The organism is Erythrobacter sp. Dej080120_24, assembly GCF_036322605.1.
GTDB classification, from domain to species: domain Bacteria; phylum Pseudomonadota; class Alphaproteobacteria; order Sphingomonadales; family Sphingomonadaceae; genus Erythrobacter; species Erythrobacter aurantius.
On record NZ_AP027262.1, the window covers coordinates 1,254,454 to 1,273,881 of the forward strand.

A 19,428-nucleotide genomic window follows, 5' to 3' on the forward strand; every position below is an offset into this window, starting at 1 on the left:
TTATGAGATGTAGGGTGGCTTCGTCCCCTTTGTTAGGGTGCGAAGCCATCCGCAAACCTCGTTACCCCAGCCGTGCCAGCGCCGCCGTCAGCCGTTCGACTTCGCCCGAATGGTGCGCGTGGTCGGCCTTGGCCTTTTCCACCGCTTCGGGTTTGGCGCGTTCGACGAAGTTCGGGTTGGATAGTCGCCCTTCGAGCGATTTCGCTTCCTTCGCGCTTGCCTCCAAAGCCTTTGCCAGACGGGTCTTTTCCGCTTCGATGTCGATGATCCCTTCGAGCGGGATGACAAAGATATCGCCGAGCGCGGTCACCTGCATAGCCGGGCCGGCGGGCGCTTCGTCCAGAGTTACCGGGGTGAGGCGGGCGAGGCGCTCGATCGCGGCGCTTGAACGTTCGACGGTGCTTGCTGCGAGGGGCGAGGCTGCGGGCAGGTAAGCCGCCAGCTTTGCACCCGGCGCTATGCCGAGTTCGTTCTTGGCGCTGCGGACATTGGTGGTGAGGTCGATCACCCAGTCGATCGCGTCAGTCGCGTCCTTCGACACTTCGGCACGCGGGTTCGGCCATTGGGCAAGGATCAGGTCGTGCTTGCGATCACCCTGCGCGTGCCACAGCTCTTCGGTGATGAAGGGCATGAAGGGGTGGAGCATGACGAGAATCTGGTCGAGCGCCCACCCGGCGACTTCGCGGGTTTCGCTCGCCGCCATCTCGCTCGCGCCTTCGGCAAACACCGGCTTGATCAGCTCCAGATACCAGTCGCAGAACTTGCTCCAGGTGAACTGGTAGATCGCATTGGCTGCCGCGTCGAAGCGCAGGTCCGCCATCGCCTTGTCGATTTCGGCGACGCAGGCCTGAACCTCGCCGATGATCCACTGGTTAGCCGCGAGGCGGGCACTGGGTGCCTTCAGCGTCGTGGAGGCGCCGATGCCGTTCGACTGGCAGAAACGGGTCGCGTTCCAGAGTTTCGTCGCAAAGTTGCGGTATCCCTCAACCCGCTTTTCATCCATCTTGATGTCGCGGCCCTGGCTTTCCATCGCCGCCATGAAAAACCGCAACGCATCCGCGCCGTACTGGTCGATCAGGCCCAGCGGATCGACGACATTGCCCTTGGACTTGGACATCTTCGCGCCATCCGCGGCGCGCACGAGGCCGTGCAGATACAGGCGCGGCCACGGGGCCTGACCCATGTTGTACTGCCCCATCATCATCATCCGCGCATCCCAGAAGAACAGGATGTCAAAGCCGGAGATGAGGAGGTTGTTGGGGAAGTGCTTTTCGAGCAGCGGCTGGCCGTCCTCTGGCCAACCCAGCGTGGCGAAGGGCCACAGCGCGCTGGAGAACCACGTGTCGAGAACGTCCTCGTCACGGGTCAGCGCCACGCCTTCACCGGCCTGTGCCTGCGCTTCTTCTTCGGACATGGCGACATAAACATTGCCGTCCGCGTCGAACCAAGCCGGTATGCGGTGGCCCCACCACAGCTGGCGCGAAACGCACCATGGCTGGATGTTCTCCATCCAGTTGAAGAAGGTCTTTTCCCACGATTTCGGGACGATTTCGATGGTGCCGTCGCGCACGTCCTTGATCGGCTTTTCGGCGAGCTTGGCCGCATCGACATACCATTGATCGGTCAACCATGGCTCGATCACCACTCCGCCGCGATCGCCAAACGGGGTCGCGATTGCACGCGGTTCGGCATCGTGCGCGACTTCTTCGCCCGCCTTGTTCTTGGTGACGTGCGGGATCAGGTATCCCTGTTCCTTCATGCGCTGCACCACCAGTTCGCGCGCGCCGTCAACACCGTCGCGCTTGAAACGGTGCAGGCCGATGAATTCCTCCGGCACCAGCCCGTCGGCGGTCTGGCAGACATTGGCATCGGCATCGAGCATGTTGAGCATTTCGCCGGCCACGAACCCGGCGCGCTTGCCGACTTCAAAATCGTTGAAATCGTGCCCGGGCGTGATCTTGACGCAGCCCGAACCCAGTTCCGGATCGGCGTGTTCATCCGCGACCACAGGGATGCGCCGCCCGGTGATCGGCAGGATGATGTGTTTGCCGACAACGTTTTTGTAGCGTTCGTCATCGGGATGCACCGCCACCGCCATGTCGGCGAGCATGGTTTCGGGCCGCGTGGTGGCGACTTCGAGATAATCGCGCCCGTCGGGCAGGGTCGCCCCGTCCGCCAGCGGGTATTTGAAGTGCCAGAAGCTGCCCCCAATCGTCTGCTGTTCGACTTCAAGGTCGGAAATCGCAGTCTTCAGCTTGGGGTCCCAGTTCACCAGCCGCTTGTCGCGGTAGATCAGACCATCATTGTACAGATCGACGAAGGTCTTGAGCACCGCCTTGGTAAAGTGCGGGTCCATGGTGAACTGCTCGCGCGACCAGTCCATCGAACAGCCAAGCCGCCGCAACTGGTGCGTAATCTGGCCGCCGCTTTCGGCTTTCCATTCCCACACCTTGTCGACGAATTCGTCGCGGCTGTAATTGGTGCGTTTGTCCTGCTTCGCTTCAAGCTGGCGCTCGACCACCATCTGCGTGGCGATGCCCGCGTGATCAGTGCCCACCACCCACAGCGCATCCTTACCGCGCAGCCGTTCATAGCGGATCACCACGTCCTGCAATGTGTTGTCGAGCGCGTGGCCGATGTGGAGCGATCCCGTCACATTGGGTGGCGGGTTGACGATGGTAAAGGGCTCGGCATCGGGCCGTTCAGGCCGGAAAGCGCCGCTTTCCTCCCAATGCTTGTACCATCGTGTCTCGATGTCGGCGGGATTGAAGGTGGTGTTGAGTTTGGTGTCCATGGCGCGGGTGCTTTGCCAAGCCGCGCTGTGCAGCGCAACAATTGATCACAATTTGCATGTCATCGCCCCTTGAGCCGCACGCCGTTTCCCCGCATATCCTTGAACGCAATGGACGGTGCCGCTCACTTTACGCTCGAACAAGACAGCGCTGGCGGGGCCACGCTGGCGCTTTCCGGGCGGCTGCTGGTTTCCACGATTGGCTTTATCGATCAGGATCTTGACCAGATTTCGGGCGATCTCGCCGCCATCGACCTGTCAGGCGTCGAGGAAATCGACACGGTGGGCGCATGGGTCGCCTGCCGACTTTCGGTGAAGCATTCGGCTAAAATCACCGGCGCGAACAAGCAGGCGCGCCGATTGCTGGGTGCGGTGGAAAGCATCGCGGGCAATCCCGAATTGGTGCCTGAGCAAGTGCCCGCGTGGGAGCGCGTGCCGCTGGCGCTGGGCGAAAAGGTGTTTGCCGCGCGCTCCGGCATTTACGGCGTTGTCGGGTTCTTTGGGCAGATCCTGATCGGAGTCTGGAACCTCGTCCGGCATCCTTCGCAATTCCCGATGCGTGCGCTGGTGCGGCAGATGGAGCTGGTGGGGGTGGCGGCGCTGCCGATCATCGGCCTGATGAGCTTCCTGATCGGCATCGTCATCGCGCAGCAGGGCGCGGTGCAGCTTGAACAATTCGGGGCCGAAGCGCTGACGGTGAACCTTGTCGGGCGGCTGACCCTGCGCGAACTGGGCGTGCTGATGACGGCGATCATGGTCGCCGGCCGTTCGGGCAGCGCCTTTGCCGCGCAGATCGGGACGATGAAGCTGACCGAGGAAGTCGACGCGATGCGCACCATCGGCATTTCCCCGATAGAAAAGCTGGTCATCCCGCGCATCCTCGCCTGCACTTTCATGATGATCCTGCTGGGCTTCTATGCGTCGATGGTCGCGATTGTCGGCGGTGCGGTGGTCGGGCAATTCGCGCTTGGCATCCCGTTCTTCACCTTCCTTGAGCGGATTCAGGACGTGGTGCCCACGCATGATCTGTGGGTCGGATTGATCAAGGCGCCGGTGTTCGGGCTGATCGTTGCTCTGGCGGGCTGTTATCACGGGATGCAGGTGCGCGGGAATTCCGAGGAAGTCGGCAGCCGCACGACAATGGCGGTGGTTTCCGCGATTTTCGCGGTGATCGTGCTCGACGCGTTCTTCGCGGTGTTCTTCACCGAAATCGGGTGGGGGTAAGCGATGGCAGAACAAGAAACCGCCACCGCCCCCGAGCCCGCCAAGGCCGAAGAGCCGCCCGTCATCAAGGTCGAAGGGCTGGTCAACAAATTCGGCGATTTTGCCGTGCATGACGGGCTCGACCTCGAAGTGCGCCGGGGCGAAATCATCGGTGTCGTCGGCGGATCAGGCACCGGCAAATCGGTGCTGATGCGTTCGATCATCGGCCTGCAATATCCCACCGCAGGGCATATCGAAGTGCTCGGGCGGACGATCACCGGGGTCGATCTGGATCAGAAGATCGGGGTGCGGCGGCGCTGGGGCGTGCTGTTCCAGGGCGGCGCGCTGTTTTCGACCCTGACCGTGGGCGAGAATGTCGAAGTGCCGATCAAGCAGTTCTATCCCGAAATCGAGGAGGGCCTGCGCAAGGAGATCGCCCGTTACAAGGTGCTGCTATCTGGTCTGCCCGAAGAAGCGATTGCCAAATATCCGTCGGAATTGTCGGGCGGGATGAAGAAGCGGGCGGGCCTCGCCCGCGCACTCGCGCTTGATCCGGAGCTGTTGTTCCTTGACGAACCCACCGCCGGGCTTGACCCGATCGGCGCGGCCAAGTTTGACCGCCAGACCCGCGAATTGAAGGAAACGCTGGGCCTCACCGTGTTCCTGATCACGCATGATCTCGATACGCTTTACGAGATTTGCGACAGGGTCGCGGTGCTTGCCGACAAGCAGGTGATTGCAGTCGGGACGATCCCCGAACTGCTTGAAACCAAGCACCCGTGGATCGAGGAATATTTCAACGGCCCACGCGGGCGCGGGGCGCGCAACACCCACAATCTCAAAACCTTGTCAGCGAGCGAGCAGGTGTGGTGATGCACATGCGAACCGACAGAGCGATGGACACAGCCGCCCAAGGGCGTTCATAGGGATAGACGATGGAGACAAGAGCCAATCACCTTTGGGTAGGCGCGGTCACGCTGGCGCTGCTGGTGGCGCTTGCGGCGTTTATCGTCTGGATCGCGCGTCTGGGGCAGGGCGCGCACAACGAATACGATATCTTCTACGCGCAATCGGTGTCGGGCCTCGCCAATGGCAGCCAGGTTGCTTACGCCGGGGTGCCGGTGGGGCAAGTGGTGGATATCGCCCTGTCCGAGGAAAACCCCGAATTCGTGCGCGTGCGCATCCGGGTGAAGGACGGCGTGCCGATCCTGATCGGGACGACTGCAACGATCCAGGCCAGCTTCACCGGCGTTTCCACCATCCTGCTTGATGGAGCCCGCGGCGGTGCGCCTGCGATCACTTGCGAAACCACGGCCTGCCCCGAAGGCGCGCCGGTGATCCCGCCAAAGGATGGCGGCATCAACGCGCTGCTCAACAACGCGCCGCTGCTGCTGGAGCGGCTGGCGACGCTGACGGAAAACCTGAACATCCTGCTGGGGCCGGAAAATCAGGCGCAGCTTGCGGGAATTCTCGAAAATTCGAACCGGCTGACGCGTGAGCTTGCCGATGCGGCGCCGCGCCTCGAAACCACCTTTGCCGAACTTGAAGTGGCATTGAAGGAAGCCGGAGAAGCGCTGGACGCCTTTGAAAAGGCAACCCAGTCGACTGACAGGCTGATCAACGAGGAAGGGCCGCAACTGGCCGAGGAACTTCGCGGCACGCTGCGTAGCGCGAATGAAGCGGCCGCCGCACTGGCCGCGACGCTGGAGGACACACGCCCTGCCGCGCGGCAATTGCGCGAGTCGACGCTGCCTGCGGCCGAGGCGACCTTGCAGGATCTGCGCACCACCAGTCGGAGCCTGCGATCCATTACCGAAAGGCTCGAAGCCGAAGGGGCCGGGTCGCTGCTCAACGGGCAGTCGCTGCCGGATTACAAGCCATGATGGGGACATTGATGAATACCGCGTCACAGCGCCGCCTGCTGGCGGGCATTTCCGCCGCCTTCGCCCTGACCCTGTCCGGCTGCATCAGCCTGGGGCAGGACCCACCCGAAAGCCTGCTGACGCTGTCGTCGACCGCAAGCGCGCCGGCGGGATCGGGCGCGCAGGCTGGGGGAGAGGGCAGCGAGGGCGCGATTGCCGTGCTGACTCCGGAAGTCCCGGCAAAGCTCGATGTGCTGCGGGTGCCGGTGAATGTGTCGGAAACCGAAGTCGCCTATCTGCAAGAGGCGTTCTGGATCGAAAAGCCCGCGCGTCTTTTCCGCCGGTTGATCGGGGAAACGCTGCGCACTCGGGGGGCGGCGCTGGTGCTGGACAATGACGATACCCCGGCGCGCGCCGATACCTTCGTGCGCGGGACGTTGCTCGACATGACTTATGACGCGCCGACTTCGTCGGTGGTCGTCCGCTTCGAAGCGATCCGGACGAATGCCGATGGCAAGGTCGTCTCGCGCCGGTTCGAGGGCCGGGAGCAGGGCGTGTTGCCCGAAGCGGGATCAGTCGGTCCGGCGCTCAACCGGGTGGCGAACACGGTCGCGGGCGAAGTTGCCGACTGGGTGGTTGACGCGGGATAGGTAGCGGTCAGGCCGTTGCCAGCCGAGCCATCCGCCACGCGTTGAGGAAATCGGCCCGCCGCTTTGCGCGGCGTTCTTCCGCCTCGTAATCGCGGCCCCAGAGATCCGCCTGCCATTCCTCTTCGAGACAGGCGGCCTGCCACAGCGTGAGCGCCGCATCCTCCTGCGAGTTGTCGAGCGCCGAAAGCCCGATCACCAGCGAAGCGGCAAGGCTCGTCATGGCCTCTGTCGCCGCCAGCGCGAAGGGCGTCTGTTCGCCCAGCCGCTCCCGCAGCCGCGCCAGCGCGGCATCGAATTGCGGACGGTGGACAATGCCGCTGACCCGCACCAGTTCGATCCCGTGGCGCTGCTCAAATGTGGTGACGATCGGCTCCCAGATTTCCTGCTGGCGCGCGAACAGCGGCTCGTCCGGGTCGGCGCGGTACAGCAGCGTGTCGGTATCGCCATAAGTCGTAACCTTCTCGACCAGCGCCGCCGGTTCGGGCGCGACGACATCAATGGCGTAATCCACCATATCCCGAAAGACGAAGCTGGCCGGATCGATCTTTTCGCCTTGCGCGTCCCACTCCGCCGCCATTGCGAACGCCAGCGCCTCGCTCGGCACGATCTGCGGCGCACCTTTGACCGTCTTGATCCCGCGCCCGTCAAGCGTGACCTGCCATCCGCCATCCACTGGGGCAGCGGCGACTTCCTTGTAAAAGCGCTTCATTCCTCGACTTTTCCGTCCTGAGATTTCCAGCGTCGCACCAGCAGGGCCGGGACAAAGAAGAACCCGAGCATCCCGCCAAGCGCGATTGCACCGCCCAGCATGGTCGGGCCGGGGATCACCTGCCGTGCCATCGCAAGCCCCGCCAGCACAGCCGCCAGCGAACCCAGCCGCACCAGATTGGTGAGGAGATAGCGGCGGCGGGCCTGCATTTCCGCGCTGTCGATCATGTCGGTCACTGCATCGCTCCCAATTCCGTCGCGAGATGCGCGACGTTGCGTGCCACGATGTCAGCTCCGCTCGCCAGCAGTTCGGCCGGGGAGTGATAGCCCCATGCCACGCCCACCGCACGCACCCGTGCCGCACGGGCCATCTGCATGTCGAAGCTGGTATCCCCGATCATCACCGCGTCTTCGGGCTCGGCGCCCGCTTCGAACAGCGCGGCCTCCAGCATGGCGGGATGCGGTTTCGACGGGTGGCGGTCGGCCGTCTGGAGCGAGACGAACAGATCGGTAAGCCCGTGCCCGGCGAGGCAGGCGGTGAGGCCGCGATCCGATTTGCCGGTGGCAACCGCAAGGCTCCAGCCATCGGCATGAAGGGCGCGGAGAAGATCGGCGATCCCATCGTAAAGCGGTTCGTCCAGCAGCCCTTCCTCGCGCCGGGCGCGAAAGCTGGATTTGTAGAATTCGTTAAGGTCGCGCTGGGTTGCGGGCTCCGCATCGGGGGCCAGCTCGCGGATCGCGACCGGCAGACTCAGCCCGACCAGCCTGCGGACCTTGGCCGGATCGGGCGTGGGCATCTGCGCGCGCTCGAATGCGCGGGCCATCGCCCACAACACATCGGCCTGCCCGTCAACCAGAGTGCCGTCGCAATCGAACACTGCAAGGCGCTGGGTCACTTCTTGCGCCCCTTGGGCTTCCCTTTCGCCGTCTTCTTCGCGCTGTTCGCGGCTCCGCGTGCGCGGCGCGGGGCGCGGGCTTCCTTGCGCGCCTGTTTGAAGTGGCGGCGGGCGGCCTGCTTCTTTTCCGCCGGAGTGCGCTCGGGCGCTTCGTCGCGGATCGGCGCGGCATCGGACAGCGCCGGGTCAAAACCCAGTGCCTCCATGCTTGCGGCGAAATGCTCCGGCAAATCGGCGGTCACGTCCAGCTTGCCCCCCCCGGTTGCGCTGCTTCCCTTGCTTTCAGGCGTGGCGATGATCAGGCGGCGCGCGTGGAGGTGCATCTTGCGGCTGATCGTGCCGGTCAGGAAAGCGTCCTGCCCGCCATATTTGCCATCGCCGACGATCGGATGGCCGATCGCGGCCATGTGGACGCGCAGCTGGTGGGTGCGGCCCGTCAGCGGCTCCAGTTCCACCCATGCGGCCTTTTGCCCGGCGCGTTCGACCACACGATACCGCGTTTTCGCAGCCGCGCCGTTTTCTTCGTCGACGTGCATTTTCTCGCCGCCGGTGCCCGGTTGCTTGGCGAGCGGGGCATCAATCGTCCCTTCGCGCACTTCGGGCACGCCGACGACCAGCGCCCAATACACCTTGCGCGCGCTGCGCCCGGCGAAACGCTTGGAATAGCTCGCCGCACTGCCCGGCGTTTTCGCCACCAGCAAAACGCCCGATGTATCCTTGTCGAGCCGGTGGACGAGCCGCGGGCGGGGCGTGCCTTCATCCTCGACAAAGGCATCGAGTAGCCCGTCGACATGCTTGTTGGTCTTGCTGCCGCCTTGCGTGGCGAGGCCCGGCGGTTTGTTGAGGACGATCGCGCTGGGCGTTTCGCGGATCACCATCGCGCGCGCTTCGGAGACCTGTTCGGGCGACAATTCGCGGGGGGCGCGCTGCGGCTTGCCCGATACTTCCCCGCCCGGCGGCACGCGCAGCACCTGGCCTGCCTGCAACCGATCCTCGGGCTTTACTCGTTTGCCGTCGACCCGCACCTGCCCGGTGCGCGCCCAGCGCGAGATCGTGGCGAATCCGATCTGCGGCAGATTGCGCTTGAACCAGCGGTCTACGCGCACGCCGTCATCGTCCTCGCCTATGGTGAACTGGCGGACTTCTGTGCTCGCGCCGGTCATTGCAGGCCCTGCACGGCGATAAGCGCGATCACGAAGGCGAGCATCCCGGCGATTACCGAGGCCGAACCATACAGCACGCTGGCGAGCATCTGGCCGCGATAGATCATCGTCACCATTTCCGCGCTGAAGGCGCTGAAGGTGGTGAAGCCGCCCAGCAATCCGACACCGATGAGCAATTGCATGCTTTCCTTGAACTGCGGCGCGCCCGATGATCGCGCCAGCCAGCCCAGCAGTACGCCCATCAGCAAGCTGCCGGCGACATTGATGACCAGCGTGGCCCAGGGAAAGCTCGATCCCTGCACGAAGGTGTAATTGATCCCGCGCCCGATGTGATAACGCGCCAAACCGCCCACGGCGGCACCGGAGGCAACATACAAAGAGGCGATGAGAGGGGGTAGGCTTGCAGCGGACATTTGAGCGCCCTTAGCGCGGGGCGGCCCGTCTGCATAGCGCGTGTTCGCTTTGCAAGCCTCTGCCATCTTGCCATTTCGTGCAGGCGGCGCTATGCCGCCCCCAGTTTGAGCGCGTCTCCATCGGGATTCGCGCCTGTTCCAGCGTCAGTTTCACGCGCAATTCCGCGGTTTTCTGCGGGTCTTCGCGCTTTTGAAAAGGTAAGGTAGACTTCGTTTATGCAAATCATCGTTCGCGATAACAATGTCGATCAGGCTCTCCGCGCTCTCAAGAAGAAGCTGCAGCGCGAAGGCGTTTATCGCGAAATGAAGCTGCGTCGTCACTACGAAAAGCCCAGCGAAAAGCGCGCCCGTGAAAAGGCCGCAGCCGTTCGCCGCGCTCGCAAGCTTGAGCGCAAGCGTATGGAGCGCGACGGCGTCAAGTAAGCCGTTGTGCCTTCACAGGCGCGTTTCAGGCAGCAATCGCTTGAAACACACAATCGGATAAGCCATCAGGGCGCGGTGTATTTACCGCGCCCTTTTGCTGTCCGGCGCAATCTTTCAGGGATCATCCATGACCGAAGTCACCCGCGTTCCGATCCAGCCCGTTGCCAAGGGCTCGCTTACCAAGATCTGGCTGGGCGTAATCATCGCCATCCTGCTCGGCGCAGGGCTGGCATGGGCTGCCGTACCCAAGGGTTTCAGCGTCGATACGCTGGTGGCTGGCGAAGGCCCCAATCCGCAGGAAGGCGACATGGTTTTCGTGCGGTACAAGGGGATGCTCGCGTCCACCGGCGAAGTCTTCGACGAATCGCAGGACATCCCGCTGCCGGTTCAGGGTGTCTTCCCCGAAGGCAGCCCGTTCCCGGTCGAAAAGGACGCGACCATCGAAGGGTTCTACCTCGGCCTCCAGCAGATGCAGAAGGGTGGCAAGTACGAACTCTATATCCCGGCGGAAATGGCCTATGGCGACGCGCCGCCTCCGGGTGCGCCGATCCCTCCGGGTGCCGACCTCAAATTCGAAGTCGAAGTGGTCGATTTCATGACCCGCGAGATGTTCGATCGCAATTTGTCGATCCTGCAGCGCGCCATGCAGAGCCAGATGGGCCCAGGTGGACCGGAAGGCGCCGGACCGGAAGGCGCCGGGCCCGAAGCGGCTCCGGCCAACTGATCTTGATTGACCGCTGAGCCGAGTGTCGCATGACGGACGAACGCTCAGCGGTTGATGACGATGCCAGCCTGAACGAATGGCCTTCGCGGCCGTGGGCGCTCGCGCTGATGCTCGGGCTGGCGGGTGCGTTCGTCCATATTGCCAGCGATGGCGGCGAACAGGTGCCGTGGCGCATGGCGATCACCGCCGCGCTGGTGTTCGGCCCGCTCGCCTGCGCCGTCACTCTTTCCCCCGAACGCTGGAAATCATCTACGCTGTTTGCGGGCGGCGTCGCGCTGGTCATGGCCGGCATAGCGTGGCGCGCGACGAGCGCGGGCGATCGCTATGCCGATGAAGGTTTCTGGGTCGCCGCCGGTCTGTTGGCGGTGACGCTGTCGGTCCCGCTGTTCCAGGCGGGTTTCCACCGCCATCGCTGGGCGACCAGTTACAAGGCGACCCATTTCCACGTCTGGACCGATGCAATCACCGCCGCCGGGGCGCTCGCCTTTGTGGGGCTTTCATGGGCGCTGATCGCGATCCTCGCCGAATTGTTCAGCGCGATCCGGATCGAGCTGCTGAAAGACCTGATCGAAGAGGAAATCTTCGGCTGGGTCTATTCCGGCGTCACCTTCGGCGCGGCGCTGGGCGTGCTGCGCAACCAGTTGAAGATCATCGGCACATTGCAGAATGTCGTGCTGCTTGTGCTGTCGATCCTTGCCGTGCCGCTGGCCGTCGCGCTGGTGCTGTTCCTGCTGGCGGTCGCCCTGTCGGGCCTCGATGTACTGTGGGAGGCAACGCGCAGCGCCACGCCGCTGTTGCTCGCCATTGCGGTCGGCTGTTTCGTGCTCGCCAATTCGGTGGTGCGCGATGATGACGAACATGCCAGCCATTCACGGGTTCTGCGGGTCGCTGGCTTCGTGCTGGCGCTGGGCATTTTGCCGCTGTCGGTGATGGCAGCGCTGTCAATGGGCACGCGGATCGCGCAGCATGGCCTTAGCCCGGAACGCCTCTGGGCAATCGTATCGATCGCGGTCGCGGTGGCTTATGGTGTTGCCTATTTCGTCTCCGCCATTCGCGGGTGGCGCACGCTGATGGAGGGGGGATGGCGCGAGCATTTGCGCCAGTCGAACCTGCATTTGGCGGTGCTGACCTGCGGGTTCGCATTGATTCTGGCGATGCCGATTTTCAATTTCGGTGCGATTTCCGCGAAGAACCAGATCGCCCGGCTCGATTCCGGTGCGGTGAGTGCGGAGGATTTCGACTTCAACGCGCTGCGCTGGGATTTCGGCGATGCCGGACGCGATGCATTGGCCGATCTGGCCGCGCGCGAGGGCGAGGTGGCAAAGCTCGCTGCAGAGGCGCAGGCGATGGAAAGCCGTGGTTTTGGCCCCTTGCTGCCCGAACAGCGAGACGCGATTGCCGGGGTGGATCTTTCCGCGTTTGACGATGCCGCAGCCACGGCAATCAGGGCGCGGCTCGAAGAGGATGCCTGGCTTTGCCAGGATAGCTGCCGCGTAGCGAATTTGCGCGAGGATGCGAACGGCGTGCTCGCAGTTGTGCTGAACACGCGCGAAGCCGGTGGCTCGATGCGTTATCTGCGGGTTGAGCCAGGAGTGGCGAAGGCCATAATGCTGGATAATTTCAGAGGCGAACTTCTTCCCTCTGTCGCTCGTCAAATGCCCGAGATCGATCTGGATCGCACCATCGAATTGCGCCCCTTCACCGGGCAACAGGTCTATATCGACGGCAAACCCGTCGGCGATCCTTTCAAATAGCGCGCTGACAGCCCAACTCCCGCTTGAAGGCGCACCTGTGCGGCGCTAACGCTCGCGCCATGTCAGTATCCAAACAAGATGTTGCCAAGATCGCGTCGCTGGCGCGGATCAGGACGAGCGACGAAGAACTCGAACGCATGGTGCCCGAATTGAACGGCATCCTCGCATGGGTTGAGCAATTGGGCGAAGTCGATGTGACCGGCATTGAGCCGATGTCCGCCGTCATCCCCAACACGCTGCGCCTGCGCGATGACGTGGTGGACGCCGATCCGCTGACGGGCGGGGGCAAACGCGACGATGTGCTCGCCAACGCTCCGGCTGCGGAACACGGATTTTTCGGCGTGCCGAAGGTGATCGAATAATATGACCGACTTTACCTCTCTGGGTGTCAAAGCCATCCGCGACGGCGTGCGCGCCGGCGATTTCACCGCGCGCGAAGTGGCGGAAAGCTTCAACGCCGCCGTGGCCGAAGCCGCCGTGCTCAACGCCTTCATCGTCACCACCCCCGATCACGCGCTGGCCGCTGCCGATGCCGTCGATGCCAAGCGCGCCGCCGGTGAGGAACTGGGCGCGATGGCGGGCGTACCGATCGGGATGAAGGATCTGTTCGCAACGCGCGGGGTGCAGACCAGCGCGGCGAGCCACATCCTCGAAGGGTTCAAGCCCGAATACGAAAGCACCGTGTCGCAAAACCTGTGGAACGCGGGCGCGGGAATGCTGGGCAAGCTGAACCTTGATCAGTTCGCGATGGGATCGTCGAACGAAACCTCCCATTTCGGCAATGTCACCTCGCCCTGGAAAAAGGCGGGTTCCAACGCTGCCATGTCGCCCGGTGGATCATCGGGCGGTTCCTCGGCTGCGGTGGCCGCGCGCATCGCTCCGGCGGCGACGGGCACTGACACCGGCGGTTCGATCCGCCAGCCAGCCGCCTTCACCGGCATTTGCGGGATCAAGCCGACCTATGGCCGGTGTTCGCGCTGGGGCGTCGTCGCCTTCGCCTCCAGCCTCGATCAGGCAGGCCCGATGGCCCGTAGCGTCGAGGATTGCGCAATCATGCTCGGCGCGATGGCTGGGTTCGATCCGAAGGATGCGACCAGCCTCAAGATGGACGTGCCCGACTGGGAAGCCGCGTTGTCGAGCGACCTCAAGGGCAAGCGTGTCGGCATTCCCAGGGAATACCGGATGGAAGGCACCGACGCGGCCGTCATCGCTTCGTGGGAACAGGGCATGGCGTGGCTGAAGGATGCAGGCGCCGAAATCGTCGATATCTCGCTGCCGCATTCCAAATACGCGCTGCCCGCCTATTATATCATCGCCCCGGCAGAGGCGTCGTCCAACCTCGCGCGCTATGACGGCGTGCGCTATGGCCTGCGCGACCTGCCCGATGGTGCGGGCCTTCAGGACATGTACGCCGCCACCCGCGCCGCCGGTTTCGGTGACGAGGTGAAGCGCCGCATCCTGATCGGCACCTATGTGCTGTCGGCGGGCTTTTATGATGCCTATTACAATCAGGCGCAGAAAGTGCGCGCGCTCGTCGCCCGCGATTACGAGAACGCATGGGCGGATTGTGACCTGATCCTTGCGCCGACCACGCCGACCGCCAGCTTCCCGCTGGGCGAGAACGTGGACGATCCGCTGGCGATGTATCTGAACGACGTTTACGCCGTTCCCGCGAGCCTCGCCGGACTTCCCGCGATGAGCGTGCCCGCCGGGCTGAACCCCGACGGCCTGCCGCTGGGGCTGCAACTGGTGGGCAAGCCGTTTGACGAACAGACCGTGCTCGATGCGGGCCTAGCCATTCAGGAACGCGCCGGGTTCACCCACGCGCCGGAGAAGTGGTGGTAAATGGGTTTCACCGCGACCTTCGTCCTTATCTTCCTCGTCGCCTTTGTGCTGATCGGCGGGGTGGTGATGTATCTTTCGAAGACGATCGATCACGGCGAAGCGCGGTTTGATGCGAGCGGGAAGGTGATCCGCGATCCCGCTCCGACACCGCCGGGTGAGGCAAGACCCGGACGGCGACTTGAGACAGACAAGGCAGAAGACAATGAGTAACTACCGCATTCAGGGCGCAACGGGTGAATGGGAGGTCGTGATCGGCCTTGAAGTCCACGCGCAGGTGACGAGCAACGCCAAGCTGTTCAGCGGCGCCTCCACCGCGTTCGGGGCGGAGCCGAACAGCCAGGTCAGCCTTGTCGATGCGGCGATGCCCGGCATGCTGCCCGTGCCCAATCGTGAATGCATCCGTCAGGCGGTGCGCACCGGCATGGCGATCGAAGCGCAGATCAACAAGTGGAGCCGTTTCGACCGCAAGAACTACTTCTACGCCGATTTGCCGCAGGGGTACCAGATCAGCCAGCTTTACCACCCGCTGGTGGGCGAAGGGCAGTTGCTGATCGAGGCGGACGAAAAATCCGGAATTCCCGAAGACAAGGTGATCGGCATCGAACGCATCCATGTCGAACAGGACGCGGGCAAGCTGATGCACGATCAGCACCCCACCATGTCCTATGTCGATTTGAACCGTTCGGGCGTCGCGCTGATGGAAATCGTCAGCCGTCCGGACATGCGCTCTCCCGCAGAGGCGGGGGCCTATGTGCGCAAGCTGCGCTCGATCCTGCGCTATGTCGGATCGTGCGACGGGAACATGGAAGAAGGATCGATGCGCGCCGACGTGAACGTTTCGGTGCGCCGTCCGGGCGAGGAATTCGGCACGCGGACCGAAACGAAGAACGTCAATTCGGTGCGCTTCGTCATGCAGGTTATCGAATACGAGGCGAACCGTCAGGTGGACGTGCTGGAAAGCGGCGGCACCGTCGATCAGGAAACGCGCCTGTTCGATCCGGGCACCGGCACCACGCGGACCATGCGCAGCAAGGAAGACGCGCATGATTACCGTTACTTCCCCGATCCCGATCTGCTGCCGCTGGTGCTGGAGGATGATTTCCTCGAGGAATGCCGCGCCAGCCTGCCCGAACTACCCGATGCCAAGCGCACAAGGTATGAGCAGGAGCTGGGCCTCACGCCTTACAATGCGCGCGAACTGACGGCCGAGGTTGAGACTTTCGCCCGGTTTGAAACGCTGCTGGCTGCGACGGCCAAGGCGATCGGCAAACCCGAAACCGCCGTCGCCACGCAGGTCGCCAACTGGGCGCTGTCTGTCGCTCCAGGCGTGATCAAGCAGGCGCGCGAAAACTATGGCGAGGAAGCCGATCCCGCCCGCGCCACCGCCGAAAGCCAGGCCGCGATCCTCGCGATGCAGGACAAGGGCGAGATTTCGGGCGGTCAGGCCAAGGAAATCTTCGAACTGGTGCTGCGTACGGGCCGTGAACCGGGTGAAATCGCCGATACCGAAGGGCTGAAGCAGGTCAGCGACACCGGCGCCATCGAAGCCGCGATCGACGCCATCATCGCCGCCAACGCCGACAAGGTCGAAGAATATCGCGGCGGCAAGGACAAGCTGTTCGGCTTCTTCGTCGGTCAGACGATGAAGGCGATGCAGGGCAAGGCGAACCCGGCGGTGGTGAACCAGCTGCTGAAGGACAAGCTGGGGTAAGGGCAGGGGCGTGAGCCTCTCCATCGTCCTCGTCCAACCCGAGATACCCGGCAACACGGGGGCGGTGGGGCGCACTTGCGTTGCGCTGGGCATGGAGCTGATTTTGATCCACCCGCTCGGCTTCGAAATCAGCGACAAGCGGGTGAAGCGTTCCGGCCTTGATTATTGGCCGCATGTCCACCTCACCGAGTATGAAAGCTGGGACGCGTTTCTGGAGGCGCGCCAGCCCCGTCCAGGCCAGCTTTTCCTGTTCGAGGAATTCGGCAGCCGTAGTTTCTACGAGCCCGAATATCCTGATGATGCGATGCTGATATTCGGTCAGGAAACCAAGGGTTTGCCGCGCAGCATAATCGAGCGTCACACAGACCGCCTGTTCCGCCTGCCGATGCGTTCCGACGTCATCCGCTCGCTCAATCTGGCGAACACCGTTTCCGCCGCCGCCTATCAGGCGCTGAGGGGGAGGATTTAGACAAAGCAGCGTTTGAATTTGCTGTCTTGTCGGCGGCAAAATCCGTGATAATCCCGGCGAATGGCGCGGCCAATGGGGGCGGGCGCGAAGGGTCTGTATGAAAGCAAAATTGTTGGGGGTGCTGCTCTTGCCCCTGGCCGGTGCCGCATCGGCACAGGCGATCGAGCAGTCGCGGGAAGTCCGCGCATTCACGGCGGAGGAAGTGGCCGCCATTCCGATGCCGGAAACCGCGTTTGACATGCGCCGCGCGCGCGTGGGCGATTTCGAGAAGTATTACTTCTTCCACCGCGAAGGCACTTCCTTCGACGAAGCCTTTGCTGACATCAGCGAATGCGACGATCTGGCTAGCGGCCTTGCCTCCTATCGCGGCAATGCCGAACCCTATCCGGGCTATTATGTCGATCAATACGGCATTGGCGGGGTGATCGGCGGGGTGCTTGGCGCCGTGCTGGCCGATGCGATCCACGGGTCTGCGGCGCGGCGCGAAATGCGCCGGGTGAACATGCGCAATTGCATGGGGTACAAGGGATACGGCCGTTACGGCATTCCCAAGAACCTTTGGACCGAATTCAATTTCGAAGAAGGCGGCGGCCGCGAGGACGAGGATGTCCGGCAAGCTGCACTGCTGCAACAGGCCAAGGTCGCGTCCGGCCCCAAGCCGGCGACGGAGGCGCTTGACCGATGATCAGAAACGCAATCACACTCGCTTGCGTCGCAGCACTCGGCCTTGCCACCGCAACCGGGGCCAGCGCCCGCCCGATCGAGCAAGACGAGATCGAAAAGGGCGAGGAATCGATCAAGCCCGACATGGGCTACATCTACCTCACCGCGCCCAACCGCTTTGCCGGTTCGTTCATCCGGGTGGCGGACGAGGAAGACATCGCCAAGTATCAGGAAGCCCGCGCGGCAGCCTTTGCCGCGGCGGTGGAGGAGTATGAGAAGGACTACGCCCGCTGGCAGCGCCGGATGGAAAGCCAGACCGCGGCCGAAAATCCGCCCGAAGAGCCGGTGAAGCCGACCGAGGAAAGCTTTACCTACGCTTCGATCGAACAATTCTTCGCGACCAGCTTCGGCCCCACCTTCGTCTATTCGAAGGATGGCGGCACTTACGCCTATCTCGAAGAGCTGAAGCCGGGGACATACATCTGGTACGGGCCGGTGTTCTACGGGGTGAAGCAGGGCTATCTCGGCCAGTGCTATTGCATGGGAACGATCAAGTTCGAGGTGAAGCCCGGCGTCGTCACCAATCTCGGCAATTCGCTGTTCGCCATGCCACGGTGGGAGGAGGATCGCGGCGCGCCTGTGCCGCAGATCAAGGAGAACAGCGGTCTCAACGGCTTCGTCGTCGAGCTGCCGCAGCAATCGGGTGATTTGGTCTATGATCTGCCTGCGACTTTGGCATCGCAGCCATCGGTGATCCCGGAATTACTTGCGGTGGGCAAGATCAACAATTTCTATCGCCAGATGATCGCCCGCATCGCCCCGATCGAAGGCGTTATTGCCTATGATCGCGATCAGGTGATCGATTTGAAAGCGGCAGGGGAGGCAGGGGAGTAATTCCCTTACTCTGAAGGTCCGCCGGGCCGAAACCCCGGCGGATCGCACCTACCATCCCGAAAACCGCTCGATTTGCTCCACCGCTCCGCCTGGAGCATCGAACAGGGCGTAGCTCTGGTGCTGGGCGGCTGTCGCGCAGGCGTGATTGGGCAGGAGGCGCAATTGCGTGCCAACGGACAGTTCGGGAAGGCTGGCCCGCGATCCCTCGCGCATGGCAAGGATTCCGTGCTCCTGATTGGCCGAAATCATGATCAGATCGTCGATGATCGTGCCATGCGCATCACACGCGAGGCCATAGCCCTGATCGACCGGCTGGTCTGCCGTCCCACGATCACGCGACATGGCCATCCATCCGGCGTCGACAATGATCCAGCCCTTGTCCTGCTGGTGTCCGATCACGCTGGTCAGAACGCTCAGGGCAATGTCCTGCGGCTTGCACACGCCAATGCCGCACATCACCAGATCCATGAAGGGGAACACCCCGGCGCGCAGTTCGGTCACGCCCGAAAGATCGGCTGTGGAGAGCGCCGTGGGGGTGGAACCGATGCTGACAACGGGTGCTTCATGCCCGGCAGCGCGCAACGTTTGAGCGGCCAGCAGCGTGCCCGTCCGCTCGCGTTCCGCATGGCTGCGCAATTCCTCGGGCGTCCGCGCGCCGTAGGAGCCGCCCGCGTGGGTCATGGCCCCGCGCAGCCGCGCGCCATTGCCGATCGCATTGGCCACTGCGAGCAAGCCGATGCTGTCCTCAGGCGGGATGCCTGATCGGTGGCCGTCGCAATCCACTTCGATCAGGACGGGGATGGAGATATCGTGCCGGCGGCAGAAGGCGGCGGTTTCGCGGGCTGCGGCGATATTGTCCGTGATTACGGTCAGGTCGACACCCTGACTGCGCAGCGCCGCCACCCGATCGAGCTTGGCCGGAACCATGCCGACAGCGTAGAGAATGTCGCGATATCCGGCCGCAGCGAAGTGCTCCGCCTCCGCCAGGGTCGATACCGTGATCGCGTCGGTTCCGAGCGCATCGGTGATCATCCGGGCAAGCTCGACCGACTTCACTGTCTTGAGATGCGGACGGTGCTTCACGCCTGAAGGAAGTGCCGCGACATGATCGCGCATCCGGGCCAGATTGGCGGCGAATTTCGGCCTTTCCACCAACAGGGCGGGGGTTGGCAGATCGAAAGGCGCGTCAATCGGCATGATGTTTCCTCGCTTGCCGCAACCGATAACCGCTCAGCCGGCAGATGCGCAAACAAAAGGGC

At 63.3% G+C, this 19,428-nt stretch carries 21 protein-coding genes; 14 read left to right on the top strand and 7 right to left on the bottom strand.

Annotation, left to right across the window (positions count from 1 at the left end; genetic code table 11):
* Positions 1–61: 61 nt before the first annotated feature.
* Positions 62–2,794: a valine--tRNA ligase gene (locus AABA34_RS05985; RefSeq protein WP_338304328.1), complete on the bottom strand. Its 2,733-nt coding sequence runs from the start codon at positions 2,792–2,794 to the stop codon at positions 62–64.
* Between the two features lie 108 nt (positions 2,795–2,902).
* Here AABA34_RS05985 and AABA34_RS05990 point away from each other — a divergent pair, with 108 nt between their 5' ends.
* From AABA34_RS05990 to AABA34_RS06005, 4 genes are all read left to right on the top strand, one after another.
* Positions 2,903–4,015, top strand: a complete 1,113-nt coding sequence (locus AABA34_RS05990; RefSeq protein ID WP_338304329.1) for an ABC transporter permease — start codon at positions 2,903–2,905, stop codon at positions 4,013–4,015.
* 3 nt (positions 4,016–4,018) lie between these two features.
* Positions 4,019–4,867 (top strand): ABC transporter ATP-binding protein, encoded by an 849-nt coding sequence (locus tag AABA34_RS05995; RefSeq protein WP_338304330.1) that lies wholly within the window; start codon positions 4,019–4,021, stop codon positions 4,865–4,867.
* A 62-nt stretch (positions 4,868–4,929) separates the two neighbouring features.
* Entirely contained in the window at positions 4,930–5,877 is a 948-nt protein-coding gene (locus AABA34_RS06000; RefSeq protein ID WP_338304331.1) for an MlaD family protein, read from the top strand.
* A gap of 11 nt (positions 5,878–5,888) precedes the next feature.
* Positions 5,889–6,506, top strand: coding sequence for an ABC-type transport auxiliary lipoprotein family protein (locus AABA34_RS06005; protein ID WP_338304332.1), 618 nt, complete (start codon positions 5,889–5,891; stop codon positions 6,504–6,506).
* Positions 6,507–6,513: 7 nt separating this feature from the next.
* Here AABA34_RS06005 and AABA34_RS06010 read toward each other — a convergent pair whose 3' ends face one another.
* From AABA34_RS06010 to crcB, 5 genes are read right to left on the bottom strand one after another with little or no spacing between them, the layout of a single operon-like run.
* A complete protein-coding gene (locus AABA34_RS06010) occupies positions 6,514–7,215 on the bottom strand; it encodes an ATP12 family chaperone protein (RefSeq protein ID WP_338304333.1) in 702 nt (233 codons plus the stop codon).
* On the bottom strand, positions 7,212–7,451 hold the full coding sequence (locus AABA34_RS06015; protein WP_338304334.1) for a hypothetical protein: 240 nt from the start codon (positions 7,449–7,451) through the stop codon (positions 7,212–7,214). The genes AABA34_RS06010 and AABA34_RS06015 overlap by 4 nt, the downstream gene beginning before the upstream one ends.
* The gene (locus AABA34_RS06020; protein WP_338304335.1) at positions 7,448–8,110 is read right to left on the bottom strand and encodes an HAD-IA family hydrolase; all 663 of its coding nucleotides are present in this window, start codon (positions 8,108–8,110) and stop codon (positions 7,448–7,450) included. Before AABA34_RS06020 ends, AABA34_RS06015 begins: the two co-directional genes overlap by 4 nt.
* Entirely contained in the window at positions 8,107–9,273 is a 1,167-nt protein-coding gene (locus AABA34_RS06025) for an RluA family pseudouridine synthase (RefSeq protein WP_338304336.1), read from the bottom strand. The genes AABA34_RS06020 and AABA34_RS06025 overlap by 4 nt, the downstream gene beginning before the upstream one ends.
* Positions 9,270–9,686, bottom strand: a complete 417-nt coding sequence (gene crcB / locus AABA34_RS06030; protein ID WP_338304337.1) for a fluoride efflux transporter CrcB — start codon at positions 9,684–9,686, stop codon at positions 9,270–9,272. The genes AABA34_RS06025 and crcB overlap by 4 nt, the downstream gene beginning before the upstream one ends.
* A gap of 216 nt (positions 9,687–9,902) precedes the next feature.
* Here crcB and rpsU point away from each other — a divergent pair, with 216 nt between their 5' ends.
* From rpsU to AABA34_RS06080, 10 genes are all read left to right on the top strand, one after another.
* Entirely contained in the window at positions 9,903–10,109 is a 207-nt protein-coding gene (gene rpsU / locus AABA34_RS06035; protein ID WP_066772550.1) for a 30S ribosomal protein S21, read from the top strand.
* Between the two features lie 127 nt (positions 10,110–10,236).
* Positions 10,237–10,833, top strand: coding sequence for an FKBP-type peptidyl-prolyl cis-trans isomerase (locus tag AABA34_RS06040; protein WP_338304338.1), 597 nt, complete (start codon positions 10,237–10,239; stop codon positions 10,831–10,833).
* 29 nt (positions 10,834–10,862) lie between these two features.
* Positions 10,863–12,587: a DUF4153 domain-containing protein gene (locus tag AABA34_RS06045; RefSeq protein ID WP_338304339.1), complete on the top strand. Its 1,725-nt coding sequence runs from the start codon at positions 10,863–10,865 to the stop codon at positions 12,585–12,587.
* Positions 12,588–12,646: 59 nt separating this feature from the next.
* Positions 12,647–12,949: an Asp-tRNA(Asn)/Glu-tRNA(Gln) amidotransferase subunit GatC gene (gatC, locus tag AABA34_RS06050; protein ID WP_034953195.1), complete on the top strand. Its 303-nt coding sequence runs from the start codon at positions 12,647–12,649 to the stop codon at positions 12,947–12,949.
* Between the two features lies 1 nt (position 12,950).
* Complete coding sequence (gene gatA, locus AABA34_RS06055; RefSeq protein ID WP_338304340.1) at positions 12,951–14,432, top strand: Asp-tRNA(Asn)/Glu-tRNA(Gln) amidotransferase subunit GatA; 1,482 nt, start codon at positions 12,951–12,953, stop codon at positions 14,430–14,432.
* Entirely contained in the window at positions 14,433–14,642 is a 210-nt protein-coding gene (locus tag AABA34_RS06060) for a hypothetical protein (protein WP_338304341.1), read from the top strand.
* Positions 14,635–16,143, top strand: coding sequence for an Asp-tRNA(Asn)/Glu-tRNA(Gln) amidotransferase subunit GatB (gene gatB / locus AABA34_RS06065; protein ID WP_338304342.1), 1,509 nt, complete (start codon positions 14,635–14,637; stop codon positions 16,141–16,143). Before AABA34_RS06060 ends, gatB begins: the two co-directional genes overlap by 8 nt.
* A gap of 10 nt (positions 16,144–16,153) precedes the next feature.
* The gene (locus AABA34_RS06070; RefSeq protein ID WP_338304343.1) at positions 16,154–16,612 is read left to right on the top strand and encodes a tRNA (cytidine(34)-2'-O)-methyltransferase; all 459 of its coding nucleotides are present in this window, start codon (positions 16,154–16,156) and stop codon (positions 16,610–16,612) included.
* Positions 16,613–16,730: 118 nt separating this feature from the next.
* Complete coding sequence (locus tag AABA34_RS06075) at positions 16,731–17,297, top strand: hypothetical protein (protein WP_338304344.1); 567 nt, start codon at positions 16,731–16,733, stop codon at positions 17,295–17,297.
* Entirely contained in the window at positions 17,294–18,169 is an 876-nt protein-coding gene (locus AABA34_RS06080) for a hypothetical protein (protein WP_338304345.1), read from the top strand. Before AABA34_RS06075 ends, AABA34_RS06080 begins: the two co-directional genes overlap by 4 nt.
* Positions 18,170–18,217: 48 nt before the next feature.
* Here the strand turns inward: AABA34_RS06080 and AABA34_RS06085 are convergent, their stop codons facing one another.
* Positions 18,218–19,366 carry an alanine racemase gene (locus AABA34_RS06085; RefSeq protein WP_338304346.1) on the bottom strand — a complete coding sequence of 383 codons (1,149 nt, stop codon included), beginning with the start codon at positions 19,364–19,366 and terminating at the stop codon, positions 18,218–18,220.
* Between the last annotated feature and the right edge of the window lie 62 nt (positions 19,367–19,428).